This window comes from Nocardia testacea NBRC 100365, from assembly GCF_000308775.1.
Classification (GTDB): domain Bacteria; phylum Actinomycetota; class Actinomycetes; order Mycobacteriales; family Mycobacteriaceae; genus Nocardia; species Nocardia testacea.
Genome location: NZ_BAGJ01000261.1, coordinates 1 through 22278, shown reverse-complemented (window position 1 = coordinate 22278; position 22278 = coordinate 1). Strand labels below are relative to the sequence as shown.

The following is a 22278-nucleotide window of genomic DNA, read 5'->3' as shown; positions in this document are numbered from 1 at the left end:
TGCGTTCATACCGAAGAACCGGCGGGTCACCGCGTCGATGGAACCGACCGTGAGTCCGCGAGCGCACATGCGACGACCGACCGAGTGAGGCCGGAGAAGGTGCGCGGGTCCCACCCGGTCAGTTCGCGCCAGCGGCCGAGTCGGTAGACAACCGTGTTGGCGTGCAGGTGACTGGTTCGTGCACAGAGGGTGATCGACATATCGGCCTCGGCGAACGCAGTGACCGTCTCGCGGAGGGACGGGTGGGCGCCGGCAATCTCAGCGGCGTGGTGAACCTCGTGATCGAGGAGGTCGGCGAGGCTCATCACGCAGTTGATCAGCCAATCCGAGCCGAAGTTGCTGACGGGGTTCCGGGCCGATGTCGCGGACAGGGCGAGCTGAGCCTGCCGCAACGACCGTGCGGCTCCGGCGACCCCCGGATGACCGGAACCGACGCCGACTCTGAAGGCGGCGATCTCGAAGGACTCCAGCACCTGAGCAATGCTGTTGTCGTCGGCTTGGACCACGAGAACATGTACAGCGCCGATACCTCCCCGAGCGATCACCAGCCCGTCAGCGAAATGCGGCCCGGGTTCGACAGCGCTGTCCGATTCCCCGCGCTCCCGGGCGTACGCGAGCCCTACAAAGGGCCTTGCGGAGTCGAATCCGAGGTACTCCGCCAACCTGGCGGCTTCGGCGTCGAGGGCGTCGGTGTTGAGTAGATCGATCAGTCGCTGCGATACCGCCATATGCACGCGATCACGGGCACGGGTCTCGGATCCATGTGCCAGGGCAAGGGTGGATGTCACCGATTGCAGTGATTCGAGCATCAGCGAAGCCAGTTCCGGCAGCAGTTTCTGCACCTCCCCGGGGGCCGCACTCAAGTGCCGCCAGAGCTCTCGGTCACCGACGTGATACGCCCTGATGACCACATCGAGGGCGATCGCCTGGCGAGCGCGGCGCCGGGCCAGCGCCCGCACCTCGCCGAGATCATCCTGATTCCAGGTTCGCCGTTCCCCGAACGCTACGAGTCTGCGCCGGAGTTGTTCCCGGACAGCTTCCCGGTGCTCGTCGTAGGGAACCAGCGCGAAGTCGGCGAGTTCGGTGCGAATCCGGGCGACGGCGTCATCGGCAATCGTGTCGAGCCGGTCGAGGACCGAGTCGACGACGTCGACCACCGGCCTCCAAGACGCTTGGCTCACGGTTATCTCCTTTTGTGTAACTATCACAATACTAGCGGCCGCGAACATCGATATTTTGCGGATTTCGCCGTGGAATGGCGCCGTAATCCACGGAAGAATCTCACAAAGATATCCAGATATCCGGGCGGCGCGGCTCGGCAGACAGGAGGCGGTTGTGACCGAGTTGCACACGCGAGATTTCACACTGAGCGACCGATACAACATGACGGACGGCGAGCTGTTCCTGACGGGCCTGCAGGCGCTGGTCCGCGTGCCGTTGGAACAGAGCCGCCGGGATACCGCGGCGGGACTGCGTTCGGGCATCCTGATCAGCGGCTACGAAGGCTCACCGCTGGCCGGCTACGACTTGGAACTCAACCGGCAACGTGAGCTCCTCGACCAGCAGGACATCGTCTTCCGGCCGGGCGTCAACGAAGAGCTGGCAGTCAATGCTGTGCAAGGTTCGCAGCTGGCCGCCGCCTCGCCGAACTGCGAATACGACGGCGTGATCGGCGTCTGGTACGGCAAGGCGCCGGGGCTGGACCGGGCCAGCGATGCACTGCGCCACGCGAATCTCGGCGGGGCCGCACCCAACGGCGGTGCCCTCGTTCTCGTCGGCGACGATTCGATCGCGAAATCCTCGACAGTACCGAGTAGTTCGGAGACGGCGATGGCGGAGCTCGGCCTGCCGATCTTCGTTCCCGCGGATCCTCAGGAGGTACTCGACTTCGGATTACATGCGATCGCGATGTCGCGATTCAGCGGCCTGTGGGTCGGGATGAAACTCGCCACCAATGTCGTCGACGGTGCAGCGACAGTGCAACTCGACCGTGCACGAGTAGCCGCGACCTCGCCCAGCCGTGTCATCGACGAAACCGAGTTCACGCATCAGGTTTCCGCGGATTTTCTCCAGCCGAGTCTGGCTCGGCTGGAAAAGAGCCTCATGTACGAGCGGTACGAACTCGCCACCCGGTATGTCCAGGTCAACGAGATCAATCGAGTTATCGGTGACAGCCGCGCGAAGCTCGGGGTGATCACCGCCGGCGCACCCTTCCGGGATACCCTCCAGGCGCTCGAGCGCATCGGGATTTCCCAGGCCGATCTCGAACGATCCGGAATCCGTATCCTGAAACTGGGCGTGATCAACCCGCTCGACCGGGATGCCGTACGCGACTTCTGCACGGGCCTCGACGAGGTCGTTGTCGTCGAGGAGAAAAGGGCCTTCGTGGAATTGGCCGTCAAGGACGCCCTGTACGGTACCCCCGGCGCACCTCGGGTCGTCGGGAAGCGAGATGGGAATTCCCGTCCGCTCCTTCGCGCAAATTCCGATCTACCGCCCGAATTGCTGGCGGAGACACTGGCACGACGCATCCGGACAGTGGTTCCGGGGAAAGTAGCAGAGCTCGGGTTGACCGATATCGAGCGACGACCAGCGCGGCTGGCCCTCCCGTTACTCACCCGCACCCCCTATTTCTGTTCGGGCTGCCCCCACAACCGCTCGACCGTCGTGCCGGAAGGTTCGCTGGTGGGCGCCGGGATCGGCTGCCACACACTTGCCAAATTGATGCCCGAAGATCGCGTGGGCGATATCGCCTCCCTCAGCCAGATGGGCGGCGAGGGTGCGACGTGGATCGGCATGGAGCCGTTCGTCAGCGACAAACACATGTTCCAGAACCTCGGTGACGGCACGTTCCACCATTCCGGGAGCCTCGCCATCCGCGCCGCGGTGGCCGCCGGGGTGAACATCACCTACAAGCTGCTCTACAACGATGCCGTGGCCATGACCGGCGGACAGACGGCCGTCGGAAAAATGTCCGTACCCCAGATCGTCCAAGAACTGCTGGCCGAAGGCGTCACCCGCGTCGTGATCACTACCGATCAAGTTGAGAAGTACCGCAAGATCAAGCTGCCCAGATCGGTGAAAGTGCTCAACCGAGCAGAACTGATCCCCATCCAGGAGAAGCTGGCCGCAACACCAGGGGTGACCGTACTCATCCACGATCAGGAATGTGCGACCGAGCTGCGCCGCAAACGCAAGCGCGGACTTGTCGCCGAGCCGTCGACCCGGGCCTTCATCAACGAACGGTTGTGCGAGGGCTGCGGAGATTGCGGGCAGAAGTCGAATTGCATGTCCGTTCAGCCGGTCGAGACCGCATTCGGCCGAAAGACCCGCATCGATCAAGCGTCCTGCAACAAGGACTACTCCTGCCTCGACGGCGACTGCCCGTCATTCGTCGCTGTCGAACCCGGCACCTCCGCGCGAAAGAAAACCGCCGAGCCGGTAATGCCCGAGTTGCCGGAACCGGCGCCGAAGGTGAACCCCGAGGCATTCAACGTACGGATCACCGGTGTCGGCGGCACCGGCGTGGTCACCGCGGCACAGATTCTCGCCACCGCCGGCGCACTCGCGGGCCTGCACGTCCGCGGTCTCGACCAACTGGGGCTGGCGCAGAAGGGCGGCGCAGTCGTCTCCGATCTGAAATTCTCGGCCGACCCGATCACCGGCACCAACAAGCTCGCCGACGGTGAATGCGATCTGTACCTCGGCTGCGATCTGCTGGTCGCGGCCGACGAAAAGAATTCGAGAGCCGCGTCGAGCCAGCGAACGATCGCGGTGATCTCGACAGCCCAGGTGCCCACGGGCTCGATGATCCTCGACCCGGGCGCCGACTTTCCCTCGGCGGAATCGATCCGGAAATCGCTCGATGCAGTCAGCCGCGCAGACGATTCGGTCTACACCGACGCCCGCGAGATCGCACGCCGCGAATTCGGGTCCGACCAGCTGGCCAATATGGTGCTCGTAGGGATAGCCGTGCAGACGGGCGGCCTGCCGATTCCCCTGACTTCGATCGAGAAAGCGATCGAACTCAACGGAGTCGCGGTCGCCGCGAACCGCAGTGCGATCGCGGTCGGGCGCAGGCATGTGCTCGAGCCGCACACCGGTACAACTGCGAAACCCCGAGCGAAGAAGTCCGGGATAGCCGGTGCCTCGGCCGAGTTGCACCGGGCTATCACGCAAATCGACGGCATCAGCGAAGCATTGAAGGACCGGGTGGGATTCCTCGCGACGGACCTCGCGGACTACCAGAATGCGACGTACGCAATCTCTTTCATCACCTTCATCCGAGACACCGCCGCTCGGGAAACCCGGGCGCTAGGAACTCCCGGCGCGCTGACCGCGGCGGCCGTGGAGTCGATGTTCAAGCTGATGGCCTACAAGGATGAATACGAGACAGCACGCCATTACCTGGATCCAGAATTCGACCGGGCGGTGCGCGAACAATTCGGCGACGACGCAACCTACCGCTACAAACTACATCCGCCCGTGTTCCGCGCGATGGGACTGAAGAACAAACTCTCACTCGGGCCGTGGTTCAAGCTCGCGCTGCACATTCTGCGCCGCAGCCGCGGGCTCCGGGGCACCCCGCTTGATTTGTTCGGCTACGCCCGCGTGCGGAAGGTCGAACGGGCACTGATCGAGGAATTCGCGGAACTCACCGCGGAAATGGTCCCGCTCGCCACACCGGAGACCGCCGACCGAGTCGAGGCCATTCTGGCCATGCCCCAGGAAATCCGGGGATACGAACACATCAAGCTGGACAGCATCGCGGAGTATCACCGGAAGGTGAAGGAGGCACGCGATCTCATTCCGGCTGCGTCCGCGTAACCCGGCCCCGACCGGATCGCCGCCGGGCCGAGCAATCGCGACCAAATCGCCCCGGGTTCGGTGCGCACCATGCCGCGCGTATCGGGCCCGGGGCGGCTCGGCCTTTCTCGATCACAGCACCGAAGGTGCCAACGAGGCCACCGAGTAATCGGCAGTGGTAAGCACTGGGGCGGGCCGCGTCGAACCAGGACTCCACGCCTCGGCGACAGCTCGGACGGAACACGAATCCTGCGCAGGCAGGTCGGTAACTCGGGCAGACCTTGGACCCACGCCGACCAGTACACGCCGGATTACGCGTAACTTGCCGACGTGCTTCCCGCCTCGAGACTTGGCGTGGTGCAGTTCAGGCGGTGTGGCGGTCTCGGGCAACGGGCCGCAGTCCCCCGTTTATAGCGTCGTCAGCGAAGCTGAGACAGCACCTCGGCAAATGTATCCATCGCCGGCTCCGGCACTGTGATGTAGCTGATCCCGGCTTCAGCTCGGAGCCGGTGCAACTCTTCCGCAATCCGGGTCGGTGCCCCGATGAGCAGACTAGGAACATCCGCGAGCTGGTCTTCGGTCATTGTGTCGTCGAAGCGACGCAACCCACGGACGACTTCCTTGCGGGTGCCGTCGAGGGAAACCGCGTGAATCAAAAGGTTGAGCTCCGGACCGGGCGCACGGCCTCTGACGTGTTCGGCGATATGACCGAGTCGTTCACCGAGTTCGTGGCGGCCGAGGAAACGGTGCTTGCCCGGCCGTGAACCGGCTGCGGAACCGCTGAGGGCGACGGTATCGGCGTGCCGGGCGGCCAATCGCAACACGCGGTCACCGTTCCCGGCGATAGTGAGCGGAACATGCTCTTGCACTGGTCGCGGTGCATGCCCTGGATCCTCGAGGAGCCTCCGTATCTCGAGCACCGTGTGTTCGAGGTGGTCGACGCGCTCGCGGGCTGTCGGGAAAGGTATGTCTGCGGCGTCGAACTCGGCCTTGGCGTATCCGGCGCCGAGCGCGATATCGAGCCGCCCGTCGGTCAGCTGGTCGGTCGAGGCCAGGTCACGCGCGAGCAGAGCCGGATTGTAGAAGGCCGCGTTGAGCACGAAGACCGACAACCGGGGTCGAGCCGTGACTTCAGCGGCGGACACCAGCGCCGGAAATGGGCTCGGCATGCCGAGATGGTCAGCTACCGCGATGACGTCGTATCCGAGAGTTTCGGCCCGACGGCAGCGCTCCTGCCACTCCGCCCGGCCCACCGGGCTGAGCAGGTTGACCCCGAACCTGAACGCTGCACTCATCGCGCCTGCCCCACGACGCAGGCCCCGGACAGCCGCCGGTTCCGCCCTTCGAGGGCTCGCTCCCGCCAAGCGTGTCGAATCGCAGTGCGGCGGTCTCCGAGCTGCTGTTCGGCGCGATGCCGATGAGAAGACCTGCGGTCCCCTGTCCGTGCGATAGCGACACGGCGAGGTGCACCGAGATCCGTGCCGACGACGGTGACGCCTCCGGCTTCGGGGTCGATGGCGAGCACACGCCCCTCGGAAGCGTCGGTGACGAGGATCCGGCCGTCGCCGGCGACTGCGAGCCCGGTCGGGGTGCCGAGACCCTCTGCGATCGGTCGAGGCGCGGCGGCGCCGCCGTCCACCCGGAGCAACCTGCCGTTCGAGGGCTCGGTCACGATCAGAACTCCGTCGTCCTGCTCGATGGCGTGGCCTGGCTGCTGGAATCCGGCCACCTGGCGCAGAGGATGGCCGGTTCGGTCGAGGACCTGGATCGATCCGATCAGCGCAGAGGTTGCGTCGGGACCGAAGGCGAATGCGTTCGGCTTGCCTGCATCCTCGGCGATGAGCCGTTTCGGCGACGCACCGGTGGGATCTATCTCCCAAAGCCCGCTGCCCAGGTAAGTCTGTCCGACGAAGAGCCGGACTCGCGCACGGTCGTAGGCGATGGAGTTTGCCCCGGGTAGGTCGTCCACGACAGTGCTTATGGTGCCATCGGTTTCGCGGCGCCGTACGACACCGCCTGCGGGATCCGTCCAGATCAACTCCCCGGTCGGGGTGACGACGGCATCATCGGACCTGCCATCGGGTGAGCCGACCAACGGGGTGAAAGCACCGGTCGACGGGTCGATCTCGGCGATCGTCTCGCCTGCCGGGCTCGTGGCCACCAGCGTCCCGTCCGGACGAATAGTGATCCCGTTGATGCTGTGCAGCGCGGTACCGGTGACGACCCGCTCCAGCCGGTAGCCCTCGGCTACCTTGGGACCGTCGTCCACGACGACCGAGCCCGGCCCGCTGGTCGAGCAGGCGGCGACCACGGCAGTGGTACCGATGATCAGGCCGGCTGCCAGGCGTTGTCGAGTGAGCATGTTCTGTCCTCTTCTTGTCTGACCAGCGGTCCAGCTGGGCGGCACTCACATAGCTGCCACCGGTTTCGGCCGGTATAGGGCGGGGGATTGTCTCGGCGAGCACCTCGGCAGTCCCTACGGCAGGGCCGTGGCTGCCGGGCGGGAGCACACGGTTTCCACCCGGGGAGTTCATCGCCGCAGCGTGACGGGTCGGAACCGAACCTCCGGTGCGCCATCGGGTCCGAATACAGGGTCTACCGAATCGCCGATCCGGAGGGTGTGCGGGTCTACGTCGACGATGTTGGTGACCATCCGAGGCCCCTCGGCCAGCTCGACTACCGCGACGGTGTACGGCGGCTGCGGAGCGGGCGGTGGCAAATAAGCCTTGTGGAATACGCAGAAGGACCAGATGGTGGCACGGCCGCTTGCCCGCTCCCAGGTGAACGGCTCACCCGTATGACACTCGGGGCAGGATGACCGCGGCGGTAGCTGCGCTCGCCGGCATACGGAGCATCGGGTGATTCGGATCTCGCCCGCACGCAGGCCCTCGAGGTGGTACCGGATGCGAGCGGACAGGGGCTCGGGCTGCACGGTGGTCATAATTCCTTCCCGTAGATCACCGAGGTGACGATCGGCGCGGAGCAGGCCCACTGGATCAGCGACGCGCCCGCGACCTGTCGTGGTCCGCACTCTCCGCGCAGCTGCCGGACTGCCTCGACGCTCAACGCCCAGCCCTGCATGTAGCTCTCGGACAGATGCCCGCCCGAGGTGTTGATCGGAAGCTCGCCGCCGAGGCCGATCCGACCTCCCTGAATGAATTCCCCGGACTCACCCGGTGCGCAGTAGCCGAGGCCTTCCAGGGCGAACAGTACGTTGGGACTGAAGTTGTCGTAGATCATCAGGGCGTCCACATCGCGCTGGTCTCGCTCTGCGGCGGCCCAGGCGCGGGCGCCGACGGTCGACAGCGCGCCGGCCCAGAAGTCGTCCGGCGGGAAATCGGACTCGACGAGCTGCCCGGCCTGAGCGGCGCCGAGGACAAATACCGGAGGCCGGAGATGATCGGAGGCGGCCTCGGGGACCGTGAGAATCATGGCTGCCCCGCCATCGTTGATCAGGCAGTAATCGAGTAGGTGCAGAGGCTCCACGACGAACCTCGACGATCGGTATTCCTCCAGCGATACGGGCTTGCGCATCACCGCGTTCGGGTTCAGCCCGGCATGCTCGCGGAAGGTCATCGATACCGTGGCCAACTGCTCCTCGCTGGTCCCGTAGAGCGTGCGGTGGCGTTGCAGCATCATGGCGTAGAACGCCCCCGGCGAGGTCATCCCGTAGGGAGTGACGAGAGAGCCCGAGGTGCCATACGCCTCGCCTACGCCGCCGCCGTAGGTGGCCCCGGCGGAGGCCCCGTCGTTGCCGTAGACGAGTGCGACAGTTCGGCATTGTCCCGTCGCGAGGGCGACCAGCGCGGTGTGCACGGCCACTCCGGCCATCCGGCCCTCGGGTGGCAGATGTGTCACCCAACGGGGCTGGATGCTGTGGTCGGCTGCGATCGCCTCGTAGCTGCTCACCCTGCTGGTGATCAGCCCGTCGATATGTCCGGGAGTGAGTCCGGCATCGTTCAATGCCTCGCGTAGGGCCCAGCCGCCGAGGTCGTCGGCGGTGCGTCCGGGCAGTTTGCCGAAGGGCGTCAGACCGACGCCGACGACGGCGGCACGGAGCGTAGTTATCATATCGGGCCTCCTGCGGACGGAATGAGAACCGCGCGCCCGGTCACGCGGCGGTCGTCGAGGTCGCGGAACGCGCGGCCTACGTCGTCGAGCGGGTATCGGGCCACAAACGGGGTGACCCGGCCATCCGCGACCATCGCGAGCGCTTCGGTGAATATGGCCATCGAGGTGGAGCCGGACCCGGTGATCACCGCGTCCTTGGCGAAGAGGAAGGCGGGGTGTACTCGCAGCGGGGTCGGGCCGACCTGCCCGGTCAGGACATAGCGGCCGCGGTCGGCGAGGGCGCGGAAGGCTTGCCGGAAGATCTCTGGATGCCCCACGTTGTCGAGGACGATGTCGGCTCCACGCCCGTCGGTGATGTCGAGGATCTCCTGCCAGGCGGTGTCCCCCGTGGTGATGACCTCGTCCGCACCGAGCTCGCGAAGCGAGGCGGCCTTGTCCGCGTCGCCGGTCAGCGCCACCGGACGGGCACCGAGTGCCGCCGCGACCTGCACCCCGTGCAGGCCCAGTCCGCCGCCCGCGCCCGTGACCAGCACTGTCTCCCCCGGGCGCAACGCGGCACGGGTGCTCAGCGCCTGCAAACCGGTGCCGACTGCGCAGGCGACCACCGACGCGGCGACGAGATCGGCCTCGGGTGGCACGGCGAGCAGGGAGGTCTCGGGCAGCACCGCGTACTCGGCGTATCCGCCGTAGGTGAAAGTACGCTCCGGGCAGCGCAGCTCGTCACCGTCACGGCAGGATGAGCAATGCCCGCAAGTTCCGAATTGCTTGGCGGCAACTCGGTCGCCGGGGACGAACCGGGTCACCCCGATACCGACGTCCGCGACGATGCCGGAGATCTCGTGGCCCAGCACCGCGGGTAGCGGGATCTTCAGCAGGCCGGCCCGGTCGGCCTGATCGTGACCACAGACCCCACATGCGATTACCTGTACGAGCACCTGTCCGGGCCCCGGGACGGGCCGGGCGAACTCTATCAGGTCCAAAATCCCGGTCCCATCGGTACTACTCAGGACCGCGGCTCGCACCCGATTGCCTTCCCTGGAATGCCGACGCGCCCAGCGGCAGGATCAAGTACCAGGCAGGAGGCGAAGGCCGCAGTTCTCAGACGCGCGCGTACGTCGTTCCGTCTGCTGCGGCACGGGCGTGTGATCAGGTCCTGCTCTCCCGTCGGATACCTCAGTCCTTCGGTGATGTGTCGGGAGATCTCGTGGGCATGGCAGGTCCGGAGATGGGTATTCATCGGTGGTCCTTCGTTCGCGGGCAGCGCTCAGTCCTGGGCAACGGCGCGGATCAGCTTCGGTGCGAGCTGTCGAAGCTGGGACAGGAGCCCGGCAGGCCCGGCTGCGGCACCGACGAGTGGGTGCACGGCCACGTGGTCAGCGCCCGCAACGAGGTGTGCACGGACCCGCTCAGCCACCGTGTCCGCGTCTCCCCAGGCCACCAGGTCATCGATCATGCGGTCGCTTCCGGAACCTTCGAGGTCGGCCTGGGTGTAGCCGACCGCTTCCAGGTGTGCCACGTAGTTGCGCAGCCGCAATCTGCTCGAGACGTGTGCCCGCGCGATCCCGCGAGCCACCACAGGATCCGGGTCGACGACAACGGCCTGCTCCGGAGCGAGGAACGCGCTCGGACCGAGCCGCTCACGCACCGCAGCAGTGTGCGATGGCGGCACGAAAAATGTGTGCACCCCGTCGGCGCGGTCGCGACCCAGCTCCTGCATGCGTGGTCGCAGCGCAGCGAGCACCGTCGGCACCGCGGCCTCCGACACCGGACCCCGGTAGGGCCGGGTATAGAGCACGTCGAGGTATTCGCGTAGCGCGGTGAACGGGCGGTCGTGCCCCTGCCCACGCCCGGCCTCGGCATGGCTCGCGCCCAGGCCGAGCACGAACCGACCCGGGTAAGCCTCGCCGAGGGTTTGGGCGGCGCAGTCTGCGGCAACGGCGTCCCTACCCCAGATGGTGGCGATACCGGTTGCGACGACGAGGCGCTCCGTGGCTGCGAGCAGCAGGCCCGCATGAGTGAAGACCTCCTTGTGCGCAGGCGACTCACCGATCCAGAGGGCGCCGTACCCGAGGCTCTCGATCGTCCGCGCAGCATCGCTGGCCTGGTCGGCCGAGATCTCCGCCAACGCCGCGAGCCAGACGCCGACAGGCCCGACCCGGGCCGCCAGCTCCCGACCACCCGTCATGACCGCGCCGGTCCGAACTCGGGCCGCGCCCCACCATCGGCGACCTCACTGGACGACACGGCGACCGCACCGACGATTTCCGGGTCGTCAGGGCCGACCCACGTAATGGTCAGCTGCGGACCGCTGTCGAAGCGGGCCTGCACAACCACACAGGGCACATCGTCACCCGCGACGACGGAACCGCTGCGGGTCACACCGGTTCCGCAACCGATCTGAAATGAATCCGAGGAGTGCACGTTGAGGTCCTTCCTGACTGGATCTCGGAGCAGCGTCCGCTGGCCCGCACCAGACGCAACAACCTGTTGGTTCAAACAACATACTGCCTATATAGCTAGGTCAAATAGCCTATGAGGTCACGGGCAGTCCACTCACTACTACAGCCGAGCAGCCGGATGACTTTCTCGGACACGTCGTCTCCGAGCTCCGCGCCGGCATGCATGCGAAATTTGTCGAGAACGCTCGCAGGTGCGAGGTCCACTCGATCAGCACTGACCGCCCAGGCCTGCCCACCATCGATTTGCAGTAGCTCCACTCGTGCGTCCAGACGAGATGGATACGTTCGGTCATAGTCCGGGTCGACCACCACCCGAGTCCGCGCGGCAAGTGCAGCGAGCCGGCTATCGATCGTCCCCTCGTACCGGCGCGGCTCGAGCCGCCCGTCGACCAGCGCGGCAGCCACCGCGAACTGAAGGCTCATCTGGCGTGAGATCGACGTATCGAGCGAATCCGGATTGTCGCAGCCCGGATACGTTGCAGCCGCGGAGGAGGTGTAAACCGTCACCCCGGCGACGGTGGCAGGTTCGATACAGCGGAGGTGCAACTGCACCGCAGCGTCGATGGCAGCCTGGGTGAACGCGCAGGACGGGTGAGCCTTGAAGAATGACCGTTCGATCGCCGGCCGGTCCGCCGCGATAGCGGGCCCGAGCACCCTGTCGACTGCCCCAGCGAATGCGCGACGGAGACCAAACGGCCCATCGACAGCGCCGGCCGCCCCGGAGGCGCCGGCACGCGCCAGCAACACCGCGACGATCCCGTCCCGGGCCGCCGCCGCCGGCTGGAAGTAGACCTCGGTCGTTCCGTCCTGCGCCCACGCACAAACACCGGAGGAGAAGCTGGCGGCGATACCGAGAGCGTGCGCCGCCTTCGAGCGATCCAGCCCGTACAGGTACGCCGCGGCAGCGACAGCACCGAACGGCCCGAAAACACTGCTCGCCCGCCAACCTCGCGCGACGAATTCCGCTGTCATCGTGCTCGTCGCCACCTGCGCAATCGCCTCGTATCCGAGCACCACGGCCCTCATGACGTCTGCCCCGGGCGCGTCGACCAGTTCACCGACGCCCAACGCAGCCGGAACCACAACGGTCCCGGGATGGACCCGACTCTCCGCGTGTGTGTCCTCGTACAGCAGCGAATGACATCCGACCGAGTTGGCAAAGACCGCATCGACGAGTCCGCGACGTGTTCCGCCGCTGGCCCACACGCTGCTACCACCCGCACCTCCCGCGTCTGCGACGGCCCGCGCCTGCGCGACCCACGGCATCCTCCGGCCGCCATAGACGCAGGCCAGAGCGTCGAGCACGCAAAGACCCGCCCGCTCGAGGTGCGAATCCGACAGCTGTGGAGCGAGAGCCTCGAGCTGCCCGGCCAAATCGTCGAGGTACACCTCAGACCCCCTCTGACGCACGGTCGGACAGCACGGCTGTGGGCATTCGGTCAGCGAGCAGCACCGTCGGCCGCCGGCGGCGGACCGCCAACGCCGCAACCAGGCTGAGCACCGCGCCGAGCATTACGAAGAAGGCCGGCGCGCGCTCGTCGCCCGTTGTTTCGATGAGGAATTGGCTGATGTAAAGGGCAGGCCCGCCCAATAATGCGGCAGCCAAGGCGAACCCGACCGCGAAGATCGTGCCGCGCACCTCGGCAGGCAGGATCTCGATATATGTCGCCGGAGCTACCGACGTATACAGAGCCGGCAGAATACCCAGTGCCACCGTCATCAGCGTGAGTACTGGCACGCTCCTAGCCGAGGAGAGGCCGACGAATAGTGGGTATACGACCACGATCATCGCGCCGGAAAGCCCCAGGAGCATCGGCCACCGGCCCACCCGATCAGCGATAGGCCCACCGACCGCGACAAGTACGACGGCAACTGCGATGCTGATTGCCGTTGCGAGCGTGGCCTGCCCGTGCGTAAAGCCCAGCTCGATGATGTAGGACTGCGCATAGGTGAAGGCGACGTAATATCCGATCTGCTGGAATGCCGCGACCCCGAAGACCAGTATGATCAAATTCCAGTGTCGGGCAAAGGCTTCCTTCGCAGGTGAGGACGGGACCTCACCTGCCTTCGCCATCGCCTGGAACTCCGGCGACTCTTCGAGCCGGGTACGAATGTAGATGCCGAACAAGCCCATCGGCAGCGCGAGCAGAAACGGAATCCGCCAGCCCCACGCGGTCATCGCCTCAGCGGGAAGAACGGTGTTGAGCAGCAGTATCACGCCCGCCGCCAGCAGCAAACTGATCACGCTGCCGAGTTGGACGCGACTGGTCATCGCGCCGCGTCGGTTCTGCGGGGTGAACTCGGCGGCGTAGACCATGGCAGTGCTGTACTCGCCTCCAGCCGCCAACCCCTGCAACAGGCGCATGAGGACGAGCAGAGCCGGGGCGCAGACCCCGATCGAGTCGACCGTGGGCAACAACCCGATCATCGTGGTCGCACCCGTAACCAGCACGAGTGTGCCGAGCAGTGAGGTGCGCCGACCGAAACGGTCGGCGATTGTGCCGAACAGCAAGGAACCGAGCGGCCGCACAAGAAAAGCGACGCCGAAGACTGCGAACGTGGACAGAAGCGCAACGCCGGGATGAGTGTTCGGAAAGAAGAGCTTCGCCAGGACGACGGCCAGAAACCCGTAGACAGCGTAGTCGTAGGTCTCGATTGTATTGCCTGCGGCGGCAGCCCACGTGACCCGTCGCATCGTTCGTGCGGATGGGAGGGGGGATTCAAAGTACTCAGTGGACATCGGTGGCTCCCGAGTTGGCAGTGACGAAAGACCTGACCGGCAGCGACATCCACGGCCTTCGACCGGGGACGACTGACAGATATACGCGGCAAAACAGCGAGTCCACCGCGCGCCTCCTGGAACCACCCTCGTCGACGGAGCGTGATCCAGGTCTCACCGAAGCTACAGACATCACCCTGTCGAGTCAAGCGTCACTTTGTCGATTTGAATGGTGGGTGTGCGACTACCGAAGCCACAGAGCGCCAAGCCAGAGAAGCCCATACCCGCCTGTATCGCTTCCTGCGGGTAAACAGCTCCCGCGCGGAGACCGCGCAGAAGCATGTCACGCAGCTCAGCGAGCAGACGGGGTAAGACGAGGCGCTCGACGACATGGTCGAGACCCGGCGTGGGCCTGCTCGCTTTGAATGGGCATGGGCCCATCGCTGCTCAGGTCAGCGGGAGGAGCATTGCCGTCAGCACGACGGCGAGAAGGCCGACATAGAACCAGGCGTGTACCCGGTCAGGGATGCTCGGGGGGCGGCGGCGAAGCACTACGATGACCGGGATCGCCCCTGCCAGGAGGAACGCTGCGGCGCCGAGATCGACAATCCCGACCGCGAACACCGCACCGTGGAGATCCGCCGCGTGGCGGGCGGCGAGGAACACGACGGCGGCGGGGGTGCCGATCGCGAGGGTCAGCGGGTTCGCGAGCGCTGCGGCCTGACCCATCGGGAGACCGGCGCGGCGCAGAAGCGGGACGGTCATCACACTGCCGCCGACGCCGAGGAAGGACGCGATCGCGCCGATCGGCGCGCCGAGTCTGGTCGGGATCGCGGGCCGTGAGACATCTTCGTGAGCGGCGTCGGCAGAGCGGAGGAATCCAGGGCCGGCGAGCACGTCGATGATTGTGACCGCAATATAGATCACGAAACCCCAGGAACTCACTTCTGCTGGGACCGCCAGTGCGAGCGCGGCACCGAGGAGCCCACCGATGGCGAGCAGACCCAGGATCGGGCCCCGGCTACGGAGACTAGCGGCCCGATACTGCGCCGGAGCCTGCTCGGCTATCGCCTCGACGACTACCTCGACCAGGAAGGCCGTCGAGGCTGCCGCAGCAGCTGCCCACGGTCGGGCTCCGCGGCCACCGTCGCCCTGGCCCTGACGCGCCAGCGCGTTGGGTTCGCCGGTGAGATGCGCAAGGACGGTGGCAACTTTAGCTGTGGTCGCGGTGGTGTCGATGCCCGTGCAACTACACAGTTGCCAGGGCAGAATGCTACGAAAAAGTGTCCGGAGAGGACATGCCCCCCACCAAGCTGAACTGCGGATATGTCACAAAGGTAGTTATGGAACCTGAATATAATCTCAGGTCAGAGGATGGAAAAAGTGTCCGGAGGGGGATCAGAACACTGGGTTTGCAGCAAGTGTGCACACGTTTGGTGCGCATGCTGCGATCGTACACGTTCCAGCGAGTATTCTTTTCGCGTTTGCGCCCCGATCTGGCTTCGCCGCGGGCCGGTGGGTGTGATCGCCCAACGACCGCTACAAGCACTTCTGCCCCGACCAGAGAATTTTCAAGATCCGCATCTTCACGCAGGGAGGCACTGAATTCGCTGCCCAAGGAGAAGTCAACTCGTAGAGCGAGGCGTTCGCAAGCTCCACATCGCCTCATCGGGTGCCTCGCTATCGAGCAGCCGGCAGTCTAGCCACAAGAAATCGTTCGACGGACTGATGCCGGTTCACCGTGCTTGCTCGTAATCCGGGCCGTCGCAACGTTCGACCCAGCACCAACCACCCGCCAGCTCCATGGTGGGGCACACCGGGGTCCCGAACCCGTTGTACGGTCCCGCCTCCGGCGTGCCGACGAAGTGCCCGTAACCGTAGGTGTCCTCGAATACTTCGACGTAATCGGCGGCGTACCGAATCGGTGCTCAGTTGCTGTAGCCGAGGGTGGCGAGCCGGCAGTTCGGTGCGACGACGCGCTGCAGCAACCGACAGTCTCCGGGAGCCACTGCGAGCAACAGCCCAGCCACAGCCTGGGAGTAGTCATGCACCCCGAGCCGCTCGGCATCAGCGACGTTCTGCTCGTACAGACCGATGGCCTGGGCCAACCGTCCCAGCTTTTCATTGGCGCCAGCAAGGCTGTTGCGGTACTGCAAGGCGCCAAGTGAACCGGGCCCCATAGCACGATCGCAGTCGGCGAGGTTCTGCTCGTAGAGACCGATGGCTTCGGTCAGCCGTCCGAACTCGCGCGTGCGTGCTCCGGGAAGTCGGCGTTACGGCTGACCGCGGCCCAGCGCCGGGCTTCTTCGTCGCGTTTTGCGCCGGCGGCCAACGCCTGTTCCACCGCGCCGCCGCCCAGCAGCAACCGTCGAGGGGGCTCGGAATTGCCGACGATATCGACGATGATCCCCGCTGCCCGGGCGGGGTCGCCGGGCTGCTTCCCGTCGGTCGCGCGGCGCATCTCATGCATCCGTCCGACTGTTTCGCGATAGTCCGGCCCCGGCTCGCGCATCCGCATGGAGGAGCCCTGCCAGTCGGTGCGGAACGCTCCGGGCTCCACGATGATCACCTTCACCCCGAACGGCTGCACTTCGGCGGCCAGGACCTCGGAGAACCCCTCGACCGCGAACTTCGCGGTCTGGTACGCCCCCATGCCCGGTGTTCCGCCGACCCGGCCGCCGACGGAGGAGAACTGGACGAAGACGCCGGAGCGCTGGGCGCGCAGTACCGGCAGGGCGGCGCGGGTGACATTGACGACCCCGAACAGGTTGGCCTCGATCTGGGCGCGGAAATCGTCGGCGTCCATTTCCTCGATCGCGGCACTGTCGGCGTAGCCGGCGTTGTTGACGACCACGTCGATCCGCCCGAATTCGGCGACGGCGAACTCGACGGCGGCCGCGGCCGCGGCCGCATCGGTGACATCGAGCGGGAAAGCCCGGGCTCGACCGTCACTGCGGTCGACGACCGCCCGCAGTCGTTCCGGGTGTCGTGCCGTGGCGACGACCCGGTCCCCGTGGGCGAGCGCCGCGCGGACCAGTTCCGCGCCGAACCCCCGCGAACTACCGGTCACGAGCCAGACCTTCGAAGTATCGGACATTTCTTATGCTCCTTTTCGGGTGGAATCGCATGTCGTGAGATCCGTCCGGGTGCGGACGGCGTCGCTGATGTTCCCGGCACCGGACGACGGAAATATCGATGTATACGATCCGGTACCGGGTTGCCGGGGATCACCGATGCACTGCCGATACAACAGGTCGTCGCCATCGCCGTGCTGAACGATGCCGGATGGGCCGGCAGCGGTGAAGGTGTTCATCGGCGCCGATCGCGATAGGTCTCGAGCAGGCGCAGCCAGATCTCGCTGATGGTCGGGAACGACGGGACGGCGTGCCAGAGACGATGGATCGGTATCTCGGCGACGATTGCGACGGTCGCCGAGTGTAGTAGCTCGGCCACTCCCGGCCCGGCGAAAGTCGCCCCGATGATCACGTGACGGTCCGGATCGATCACGATTCGCGCTCGCCCTCGGTACTCCGGGAGGTACTGCAGGGCGCCCGCGACGCCGCCGATGTCGTAGTCGACCACGTCGACCGGTCGCCCGGCCTGTTCGGCCTCCTCGGTCGTGAGGCCGACGGCGGCAACCTCCGGATCGGTGAACACCACCTGCGGAGCCGCCACCAGATCGGCGGTGCCCCTATGCCTGCCCCACGGTTCGGGGTCCAGGGCGCGACCGCGGGCTCGGTCGGCGATGACGGCGCCCGCGATCCGCGCTTGGTACTTGCCCTGGTGGGTGAGTAACCCACGGCGGTTGACGTCGCCCACCGCGTACAGCCATGCACCGGCGACCGTCGGCACGGTGAAGGTGTCGTCGGTGTCGAGCCACTGCCCCGAGACGAGTCCGACGCTGTCCAGTCCGATGTCCTCGGTGCGCGGATCGCGCCCGGTCGCGAGCAGTAGCTCGTCGGCGATGATCCGGCTGCCGTCGGTGAGGGTGAGGTGCACGGTATCGTCCGGCCCGCCGGCGCGTTCGGCGTGGGTGATGGTGGTGCCGAACCGGAGCTCGGCGCCCGCTCCACGCAGCCGCTCGGCGACCAGTTCGGCGGCGAACCGCTCGGCGCGCGGAAGCAACCTGTTCTCCCGGGCGATGAGCGCGACCCGCGAGCCGAGCGCCTGCCACGCCGTGGCCATCTCGGTGGCGACCACCCCCGCGCCGAGCACGGCCAGCCGGGCCGGCACCGCGCGGGCACTGGTGGCTTCCCGGCTCGTCCACGGGCGCACCGAGTCCAGCCCCGGCAGTGGCGGTAGCGCTGCGCGGGTGCCGGTGCATACGACGACCGCGTACCGCGCGGTCAACTGCACGACCGGTCCGTCGGGTGTTTCCACCGCGACCCGCCGCTCGCCGGTGATCCGGCCGTGCCCGCGGAACAGCGTTATGCCCGCGGACTTCAGCCAGGCCACCTGATGCCGGTCGTCCCAGTCGGCGGACATCCGGTCCCGGTACGCCAGCACAGCATCGGCATCGATCGGCCGGGTGAGCGCCGCGCCGACCCCGGGCATCCGCGCTGCCTCGGCGTAGAGCAGAGCCGGTCGCAGCAGCGCCTTGCTGGGTTCGCAGGCCCAATAGGAACATTCGCCGCCGACGAGTTCGGATTCCACGATCACCGTACGCAGTCCGGCGGCACTCGTCCGGTCGGCGACGTTTTCGCCCACCGGGCCCGCCCCGATGACCACGACGTCGTAGATCCGGGAAAGGTTGTCGCTCATCTCGATCTCGTCTCTCGCAGTGTCGAACATGATGTCTGTCGAACCGTTGGTCACCGGCCGGGGAGCCGCTGGGTGACCTCCTGCAGGAACCAGCTGTTCCCATCGGGGTCGGCGAACGCGGCGAACGAGCCGTAACTGGCACGCCGCGGATGCACACCGGCCGAGCGGTGCGCGGTGCCCGCGTGATGGAACACCCCGGAATCGTCGTGGAACGGGCCCTGCACCTCGACGCCGCGGCCGCGCAGATCGGCTACCGCCCCCTCGATATCCGCGACGACCAGATGCAACCCCTGCAGTGATCCCGGCGCCGCGGTGGTCACGCCGGTGCCGAAGAGGATCGAGCAACCCGAACCCGGCGGGGTCAGGTGGACAACGCGATATTCCTCGTTTGCGGTGTGGTCGACGTCGAGCCGGAAGCCGACACATTCGGCGTAGAACCGTTTCGCGCGATCGACATCGGCGACAGGCATAACGACGACTTCGAGCTTCATATCCATGATCTGGTTTCCTTCGTGTGGTTTCGATCCGCGCCCGCGGGTCCGGCGCGACGGACGCCGGCAGTCACCGACTGCGCGACGGCGCCCTTGTGTGTGCTCGGACGAGCGGGCGCAGGCCGCCGTCGAAGAAGGCGGCGAGTTCACCGATGCCCGGGCCGAGGTAGCGGTCGGCACCGTGCTCGCCACCGGTCGCGTAGGCCCGCTCGGCGAATTCGGCGAACAGAACCAGCGGTTCGGGGTGCCGCCCGCGGCGGCGCTCGAACGAGTCATGAAAGCGTCCGTTCAGGATCGAGGTGACGAGAATTCGGAGGGCGCGGACATCACACGACGCGCAATGGCCCGGCGAAGGATTTGCGTAGCGAGGACGGGCCGACCACGGGCAGCAGCGCAGCCAGGATCCGGCCCTTCAGCGTTGTCGGAGTGCGGGTCAGTTCGACCTCGACCCGGGAGCCCGCGTCCTCCGGGACGGCACGGAAGATCCAGCCGCCGCCCGTGCCGAAGAGCTTGGAGTCCAAGGTGCGGATGGTGACGGTGGTGCCCGCCGGATCCCATTCGTAGCGGGCGCGCTCCCACGCGGCCGCGGTGCCTTCGGTGACGTCGGCCCAGGTCTCGCCGCGGTCGTGCACCGTGAAGTGCTCGGCATCGATGGTCGGCCACGCTTCGGGACGGGTGGGCCCGAAGTCGGTGAGCACTCCCAGCACCTCGGCGGGGCTCAGGGTGGACTGCAGCTGGAAACGGATCGTGGTCACGGTGTTACTCCTCGATATCTGATGTGGGGCCGGGTGGCGCCGGACCGAGCCTGTCGCCGGTGGTGCGGCGGTTCCGTCTCGGCGGTTTCCGGGTACCTGCCGAGCATTGCCGCCCGGGGTGGGGCGACGAATCCGTCGGATGACGCTGCGGTGACGTATCCCGGGTACGTCCTGCGGCGGGCATCGGGGCAGGACGGGCAGTACGTCGCCGGTGTGCGCCGCAGGGCTCTCAGAGTTGGTCGGCGTCGATGATCGCCCGGGCGAAGGGCTGCGGCGCCTCCTGCGGCACGTTGTGCCCGATCCCGTCGAGCACGCGGTGCTCGTACCGGCCGGTGAACCTGGCACGGTAGGCCGCCCCGTCCTTGGCTGCACCGTCGAAATCGGACGACAGGGTGATGGTCGGCACGGTGACGGCAGGGGCGGCGGCGAGTTGCTGTTCGTAGCCGTCGTACTGCGGCTCGCCCGGCGCCAGACCCAGCCGCCAGCGATAGTTGTGGACGACGATATCGACGTGGTCCGGGTTGTCGAACGCGGCGGCACTGCGATCATAGGTGGCGTCGTCGAAATCCCATGCGGGAGAGGCGGTGCGCCAGATCAGCTTGTTGAACTCGTGCCGGTTGCGGCGGTAGCCGAGCCGGCCCCGCTCGGTGGCGAAATAGTACTGGTACCACCAGCCGAGTTCGGCCTGCGGCGGCAGCGGCTGCTGGTTGGCGGTCAGCGAGGTGACCAGATATCCGCTCACCGATACCAGCGCCTTGCAGCGGTGCGGCCACAGGGCTGCGACGATATCGGCGGTGCGGGAGCCCCAGTCGAAACCGCCGAGGATCGCTGCGTCGATATGCAACGCGTCCATGAGCTCGACGACATCACGGGCGATCGCCGACTGCTGACCGTTGCGGACGGTGCGGTCGGACAGGAACGTGGTCGGTCCATAGCCGCGCAGATAGGGCACGATCACCCGGTAACCCGCCGTCGCCAGCAGCGGGCCGACATCGGCGTAACTGTGTGGATCGTAGGGCCAGCCGTGCAGCAACAGCACGGGGGTGCCGGTGGCGGGACCGTACTCGACGTATCCGACGTTAAGCAGCCCCGCCCGGACCTGTTGCACCGGGGGCAGGCCGGTAACGGCCCCCGATCCCGCCCGCAGGGCGGCGCCGGGCGCGGTGGCCGGTGGCACGGACTTCTCGGCCGAGCAGGCGCCGAGCGAGGTCACCGCGACCCCGGCCGCGCCCACCGCGAGGGCTCCGCCGAACAGTCGTCGTCTGCTGATGGCCATCACAACTCCCTCGTCGAACACACGATTCGTGACCACATCGGTCACATCGATGACGCTAGGGAGCCCAGGGGCGGAGCCGCGTCCGTCGGATGACGTAATGGGTGACGGTATGCCCGGCGATGCGCCGGTCACCGTCGCACCGACTCACCCGGTGCCGGGCGCGGCCTGCAGCACGGCGGCCAGTTCGGTGCGGGAGCTGACGCCGAGTTTGGGGAAGATTCGGTGCAGATGGGTGCTGACGGTGCGGTGCGAGAGGTAGAGCCGCTGCCCGATCTCACGATTGGTCAGCCCCTGGGCGGCCAGCCGCGCGATGGCGACTTCATGCGGGGTGAGCCGTTCGCCGATATCGGCGGCCCGGTCCGGACTCGCCTCGCCGGCGCCCCGCAACTCCAGGCGCGCCCGTTCGCTCCACGCGGTGAAGCCGAGCGCGTCGAAGGTTTCCCGGGCGGTGCGCAGCGGGTTCCGGGAGTCGACGATGCGCCGCTGCCGGCGCAGCCATTCGCCGTAGGCCAGATGCGCTCGCGCGCGTTCGGCCGGCCACCCGGTGAGGTCGGCCGCCAGCGCCTCGGCAAACCGGTCGTCGGCGGTCTCGGTGGCGATCAGGGCGCGGGCGTAACGCAGTCCGATGTGCAGGGCCGGTGAGCCGGTGCGTACCGCGGCAGGCGTCACGGAGTCCAGCAGTTCCCGCAGGGCCGTGGTGCGGCCGGAGCGGACCGCCGCGTCGGCGAGGTCGGCGAGGAAGTACGCGCGCAGCGCCGGGGTGTGGGCCGGATCGGCGGGATCGTGTATGCGGGCGAGGTCGGCGTAGGCGTCGTCGGCACGGCCCTCGCCGAGCGCGGCCAGGCCACGGGCCAGCGCGACCGTCGCCAGTACCGGCCGCGCACCGGAGGCCAGCCCGATCCGTTCCGCGTCCGCGGCCAGCGTCGCGGCCCGCGGGTAG

Annotated in this window: 19 protein-coding genes; 1 reads left to right on the top strand and 18 read right to left on the bottom strand. The window is 66.9% G+C overall.

The annotated features are described in order from the left end of the window. Positions 1-26: 26 nt before the first annotated feature. Positions 27-1157, bottom strand: coding sequence for a PucR family transcriptional regulator (locus tag ON38_RS34430; protein ID WP_051165321.1), 1131 nt, complete (start codon positions 1155-1157; stop codon positions 27-29). On the opposite strand from ON38_RS34430, the gene ON38_RS27995 reads away from it, so the two are divergent. Further along, positions 1117-4827 carry an indolepyruvate ferredoxin oxidoreductase family protein gene (locus tag ON38_RS27995; RefSeq protein WP_245564278.1) on the top strand — a complete coding sequence of 1237 codons (3711 nt, stop codon included), beginning with the start codon at positions 1117-1119 and terminating at the stop codon, positions 4825-4827. The two genes, ON38_RS34430 and ON38_RS27995, sit on opposite strands and share 41 nt — an antisense overlap. Before the next feature lie 398 nt (positions 4828-5225). On the opposite strand, the gene ON38_RS27990 is transcribed toward ON38_RS27995, so the two are convergent. The 17 genes from ON38_RS27990 to ON38_RS27905 form a co-directional block, all read right to left on the bottom strand. Then, a complete protein-coding gene (locus tag ON38_RS27990; RefSeq protein ID WP_245564276.1) occupies positions 5226-6059 on the bottom strand; it encodes a TIGR03621 family F420-dependent LLM class oxidoreductase in 834 nt (277 codons plus the stop codon). Positions 6060-6097: 38 nt separating this feature from the next. Continuing rightward, positions 6098-7168: a Vgb family protein gene (locus ON38_RS27985; protein WP_039828052.1), complete on the bottom strand. Its 1071-nt coding sequence runs from the start codon at positions 7166-7168 to the stop codon at positions 6098-6100. Between the two features lie 168 nt (positions 7169-7336). After that, positions 7337-7747: a Zn-ribbon domain-containing OB-fold protein gene (locus ON38_RS27980; RefSeq protein WP_039828051.1), complete on the bottom strand. Its 411-nt coding sequence runs from the start codon at positions 7745-7747 to the stop codon at positions 7337-7339. Beyond that, entirely contained in the window at positions 7744-8877 is a 1134-nt protein-coding gene (locus ON38_RS27975; protein ID WP_039828050.1) for a thiolase family protein, read from the bottom strand. The genes ON38_RS27980 and ON38_RS27975 overlap by 4 nt, the downstream gene beginning before the upstream one ends. After that, positions 8874-9812: an alcohol dehydrogenase catalytic domain-containing protein gene (locus tag ON38_RS27970; protein WP_169333306.1), complete on the bottom strand. Its 939-nt coding sequence runs from the start codon at positions 9810-9812 to the stop codon at positions 8874-8876. The genes ON38_RS27975 and ON38_RS27970 overlap by 4 nt, the downstream gene beginning before the upstream one ends. A gap of 329 nt (positions 9813-10141) precedes the next feature. Then, positions 10142-11062 carry a TIGR03620 family F420-dependent LLM class oxidoreductase gene (locus tag ON38_RS27965; protein ID WP_039828048.1) on the bottom strand — a complete coding sequence of 307 codons (921 nt, stop codon included), beginning with the start codon at positions 11060-11062 and terminating at the stop codon, positions 10142-10144. Further along, positions 11059-11256 (bottom strand): hypothetical protein, encoded by a 198-nt coding sequence (locus ON38_RS27960; protein WP_039828047.1) that lies wholly within the window; start codon positions 11254-11256, stop codon positions 11059-11061. The genes ON38_RS27965 and ON38_RS27960 overlap by 4 nt, the downstream gene beginning before the upstream one ends. A gap of 137 nt (positions 11257-11393) precedes the next feature. Beyond that, positions 11394-12725, bottom strand: coding sequence for an MmgE/PrpD family protein (locus ON38_RS27955; RefSeq protein ID WP_157181943.1), 1332 nt, complete (start codon positions 12723-12725; stop codon positions 11394-11396). A 1-nt stretch (position 12726) separates the two neighbouring features. Continuing rightward, the gene (locus ON38_RS27950; RefSeq protein ID WP_245564273.1) at positions 12727-14076 is read right to left on the bottom strand and encodes an MFS transporter; all 1350 of its coding nucleotides are present in this window, start codon (positions 14074-14076) and stop codon (positions 12727-12729) included. Positions 14077-14502: 426 nt separating this feature from the next. Next, positions 14503-15225: a TSUP family transporter gene (locus ON38_RS27945; RefSeq protein WP_281004639.1), complete on the bottom strand. Its 723-nt coding sequence runs from the start codon at positions 15223-15225 to the stop codon at positions 14503-14505. Positions 15226-15983: 758 nt separating this feature from the next. Beyond that, positions 15984-16277 carry a hypothetical protein gene (locus ON38_RS27940; RefSeq protein ID WP_373281257.1) on the bottom strand — a complete coding sequence of 98 codons (294 nt, stop codon included), beginning with the start codon at positions 16275-16277 and terminating at the stop codon, positions 15984-15986. An 8-nt stretch (positions 16278-16285) separates the two neighbouring features. Beyond that, positions 16286-17152 (bottom strand): oxidoreductase, encoded by an 867-nt coding sequence (locus tag ON38_RS27935; RefSeq protein ID WP_039828043.1) that lies wholly within the window; start codon positions 17150-17152, stop codon positions 16286-16288. Positions 17153-17364: 212 nt separating this feature from the next. Then, a complete protein-coding gene (locus ON38_RS27925; RefSeq protein WP_039828066.1) occupies positions 17365-18816 on the bottom strand; it encodes a dihydrolipoyl dehydrogenase family protein in 1452 nt (483 codons plus the stop codon). Positions 18817-18866: 50 nt separating this feature from the next. Next, positions 18867-19313, bottom strand: coding sequence for a VOC family protein (locus ON38_RS27920; RefSeq protein ID WP_039828041.1), 447 nt, complete (start codon positions 19311-19313; stop codon positions 18867-18869). A 320-nt stretch (positions 19314-19633) separates the two neighbouring features. Beyond that, positions 19634-20062 carry an SRPBCC family protein gene (locus tag ON38_RS27915; protein WP_039828040.1) on the bottom strand — a complete coding sequence of 143 codons (429 nt, stop codon included), beginning with the start codon at positions 20060-20062 and terminating at the stop codon, positions 19634-19636. 229 nt (positions 20063-20291) lie between these two features. Beyond that, positions 20292-21338 carry an alpha/beta fold hydrolase gene (locus ON38_RS27910; RefSeq protein ID WP_039828065.1) on the bottom strand — a complete coding sequence of 349 codons (1047 nt, stop codon included), beginning with the start codon at positions 21336-21338 and terminating at the stop codon, positions 20292-20294. A 144-nt stretch (positions 21339-21482) separates the two neighbouring features. Next, positions 21483-22278: LuxR C-terminal-related transcriptional regulator (locus ON38_RS27905; RefSeq protein ID WP_039828039.1), on the bottom strand; the 796-nt coding region annotated here is incomplete at its 5' end.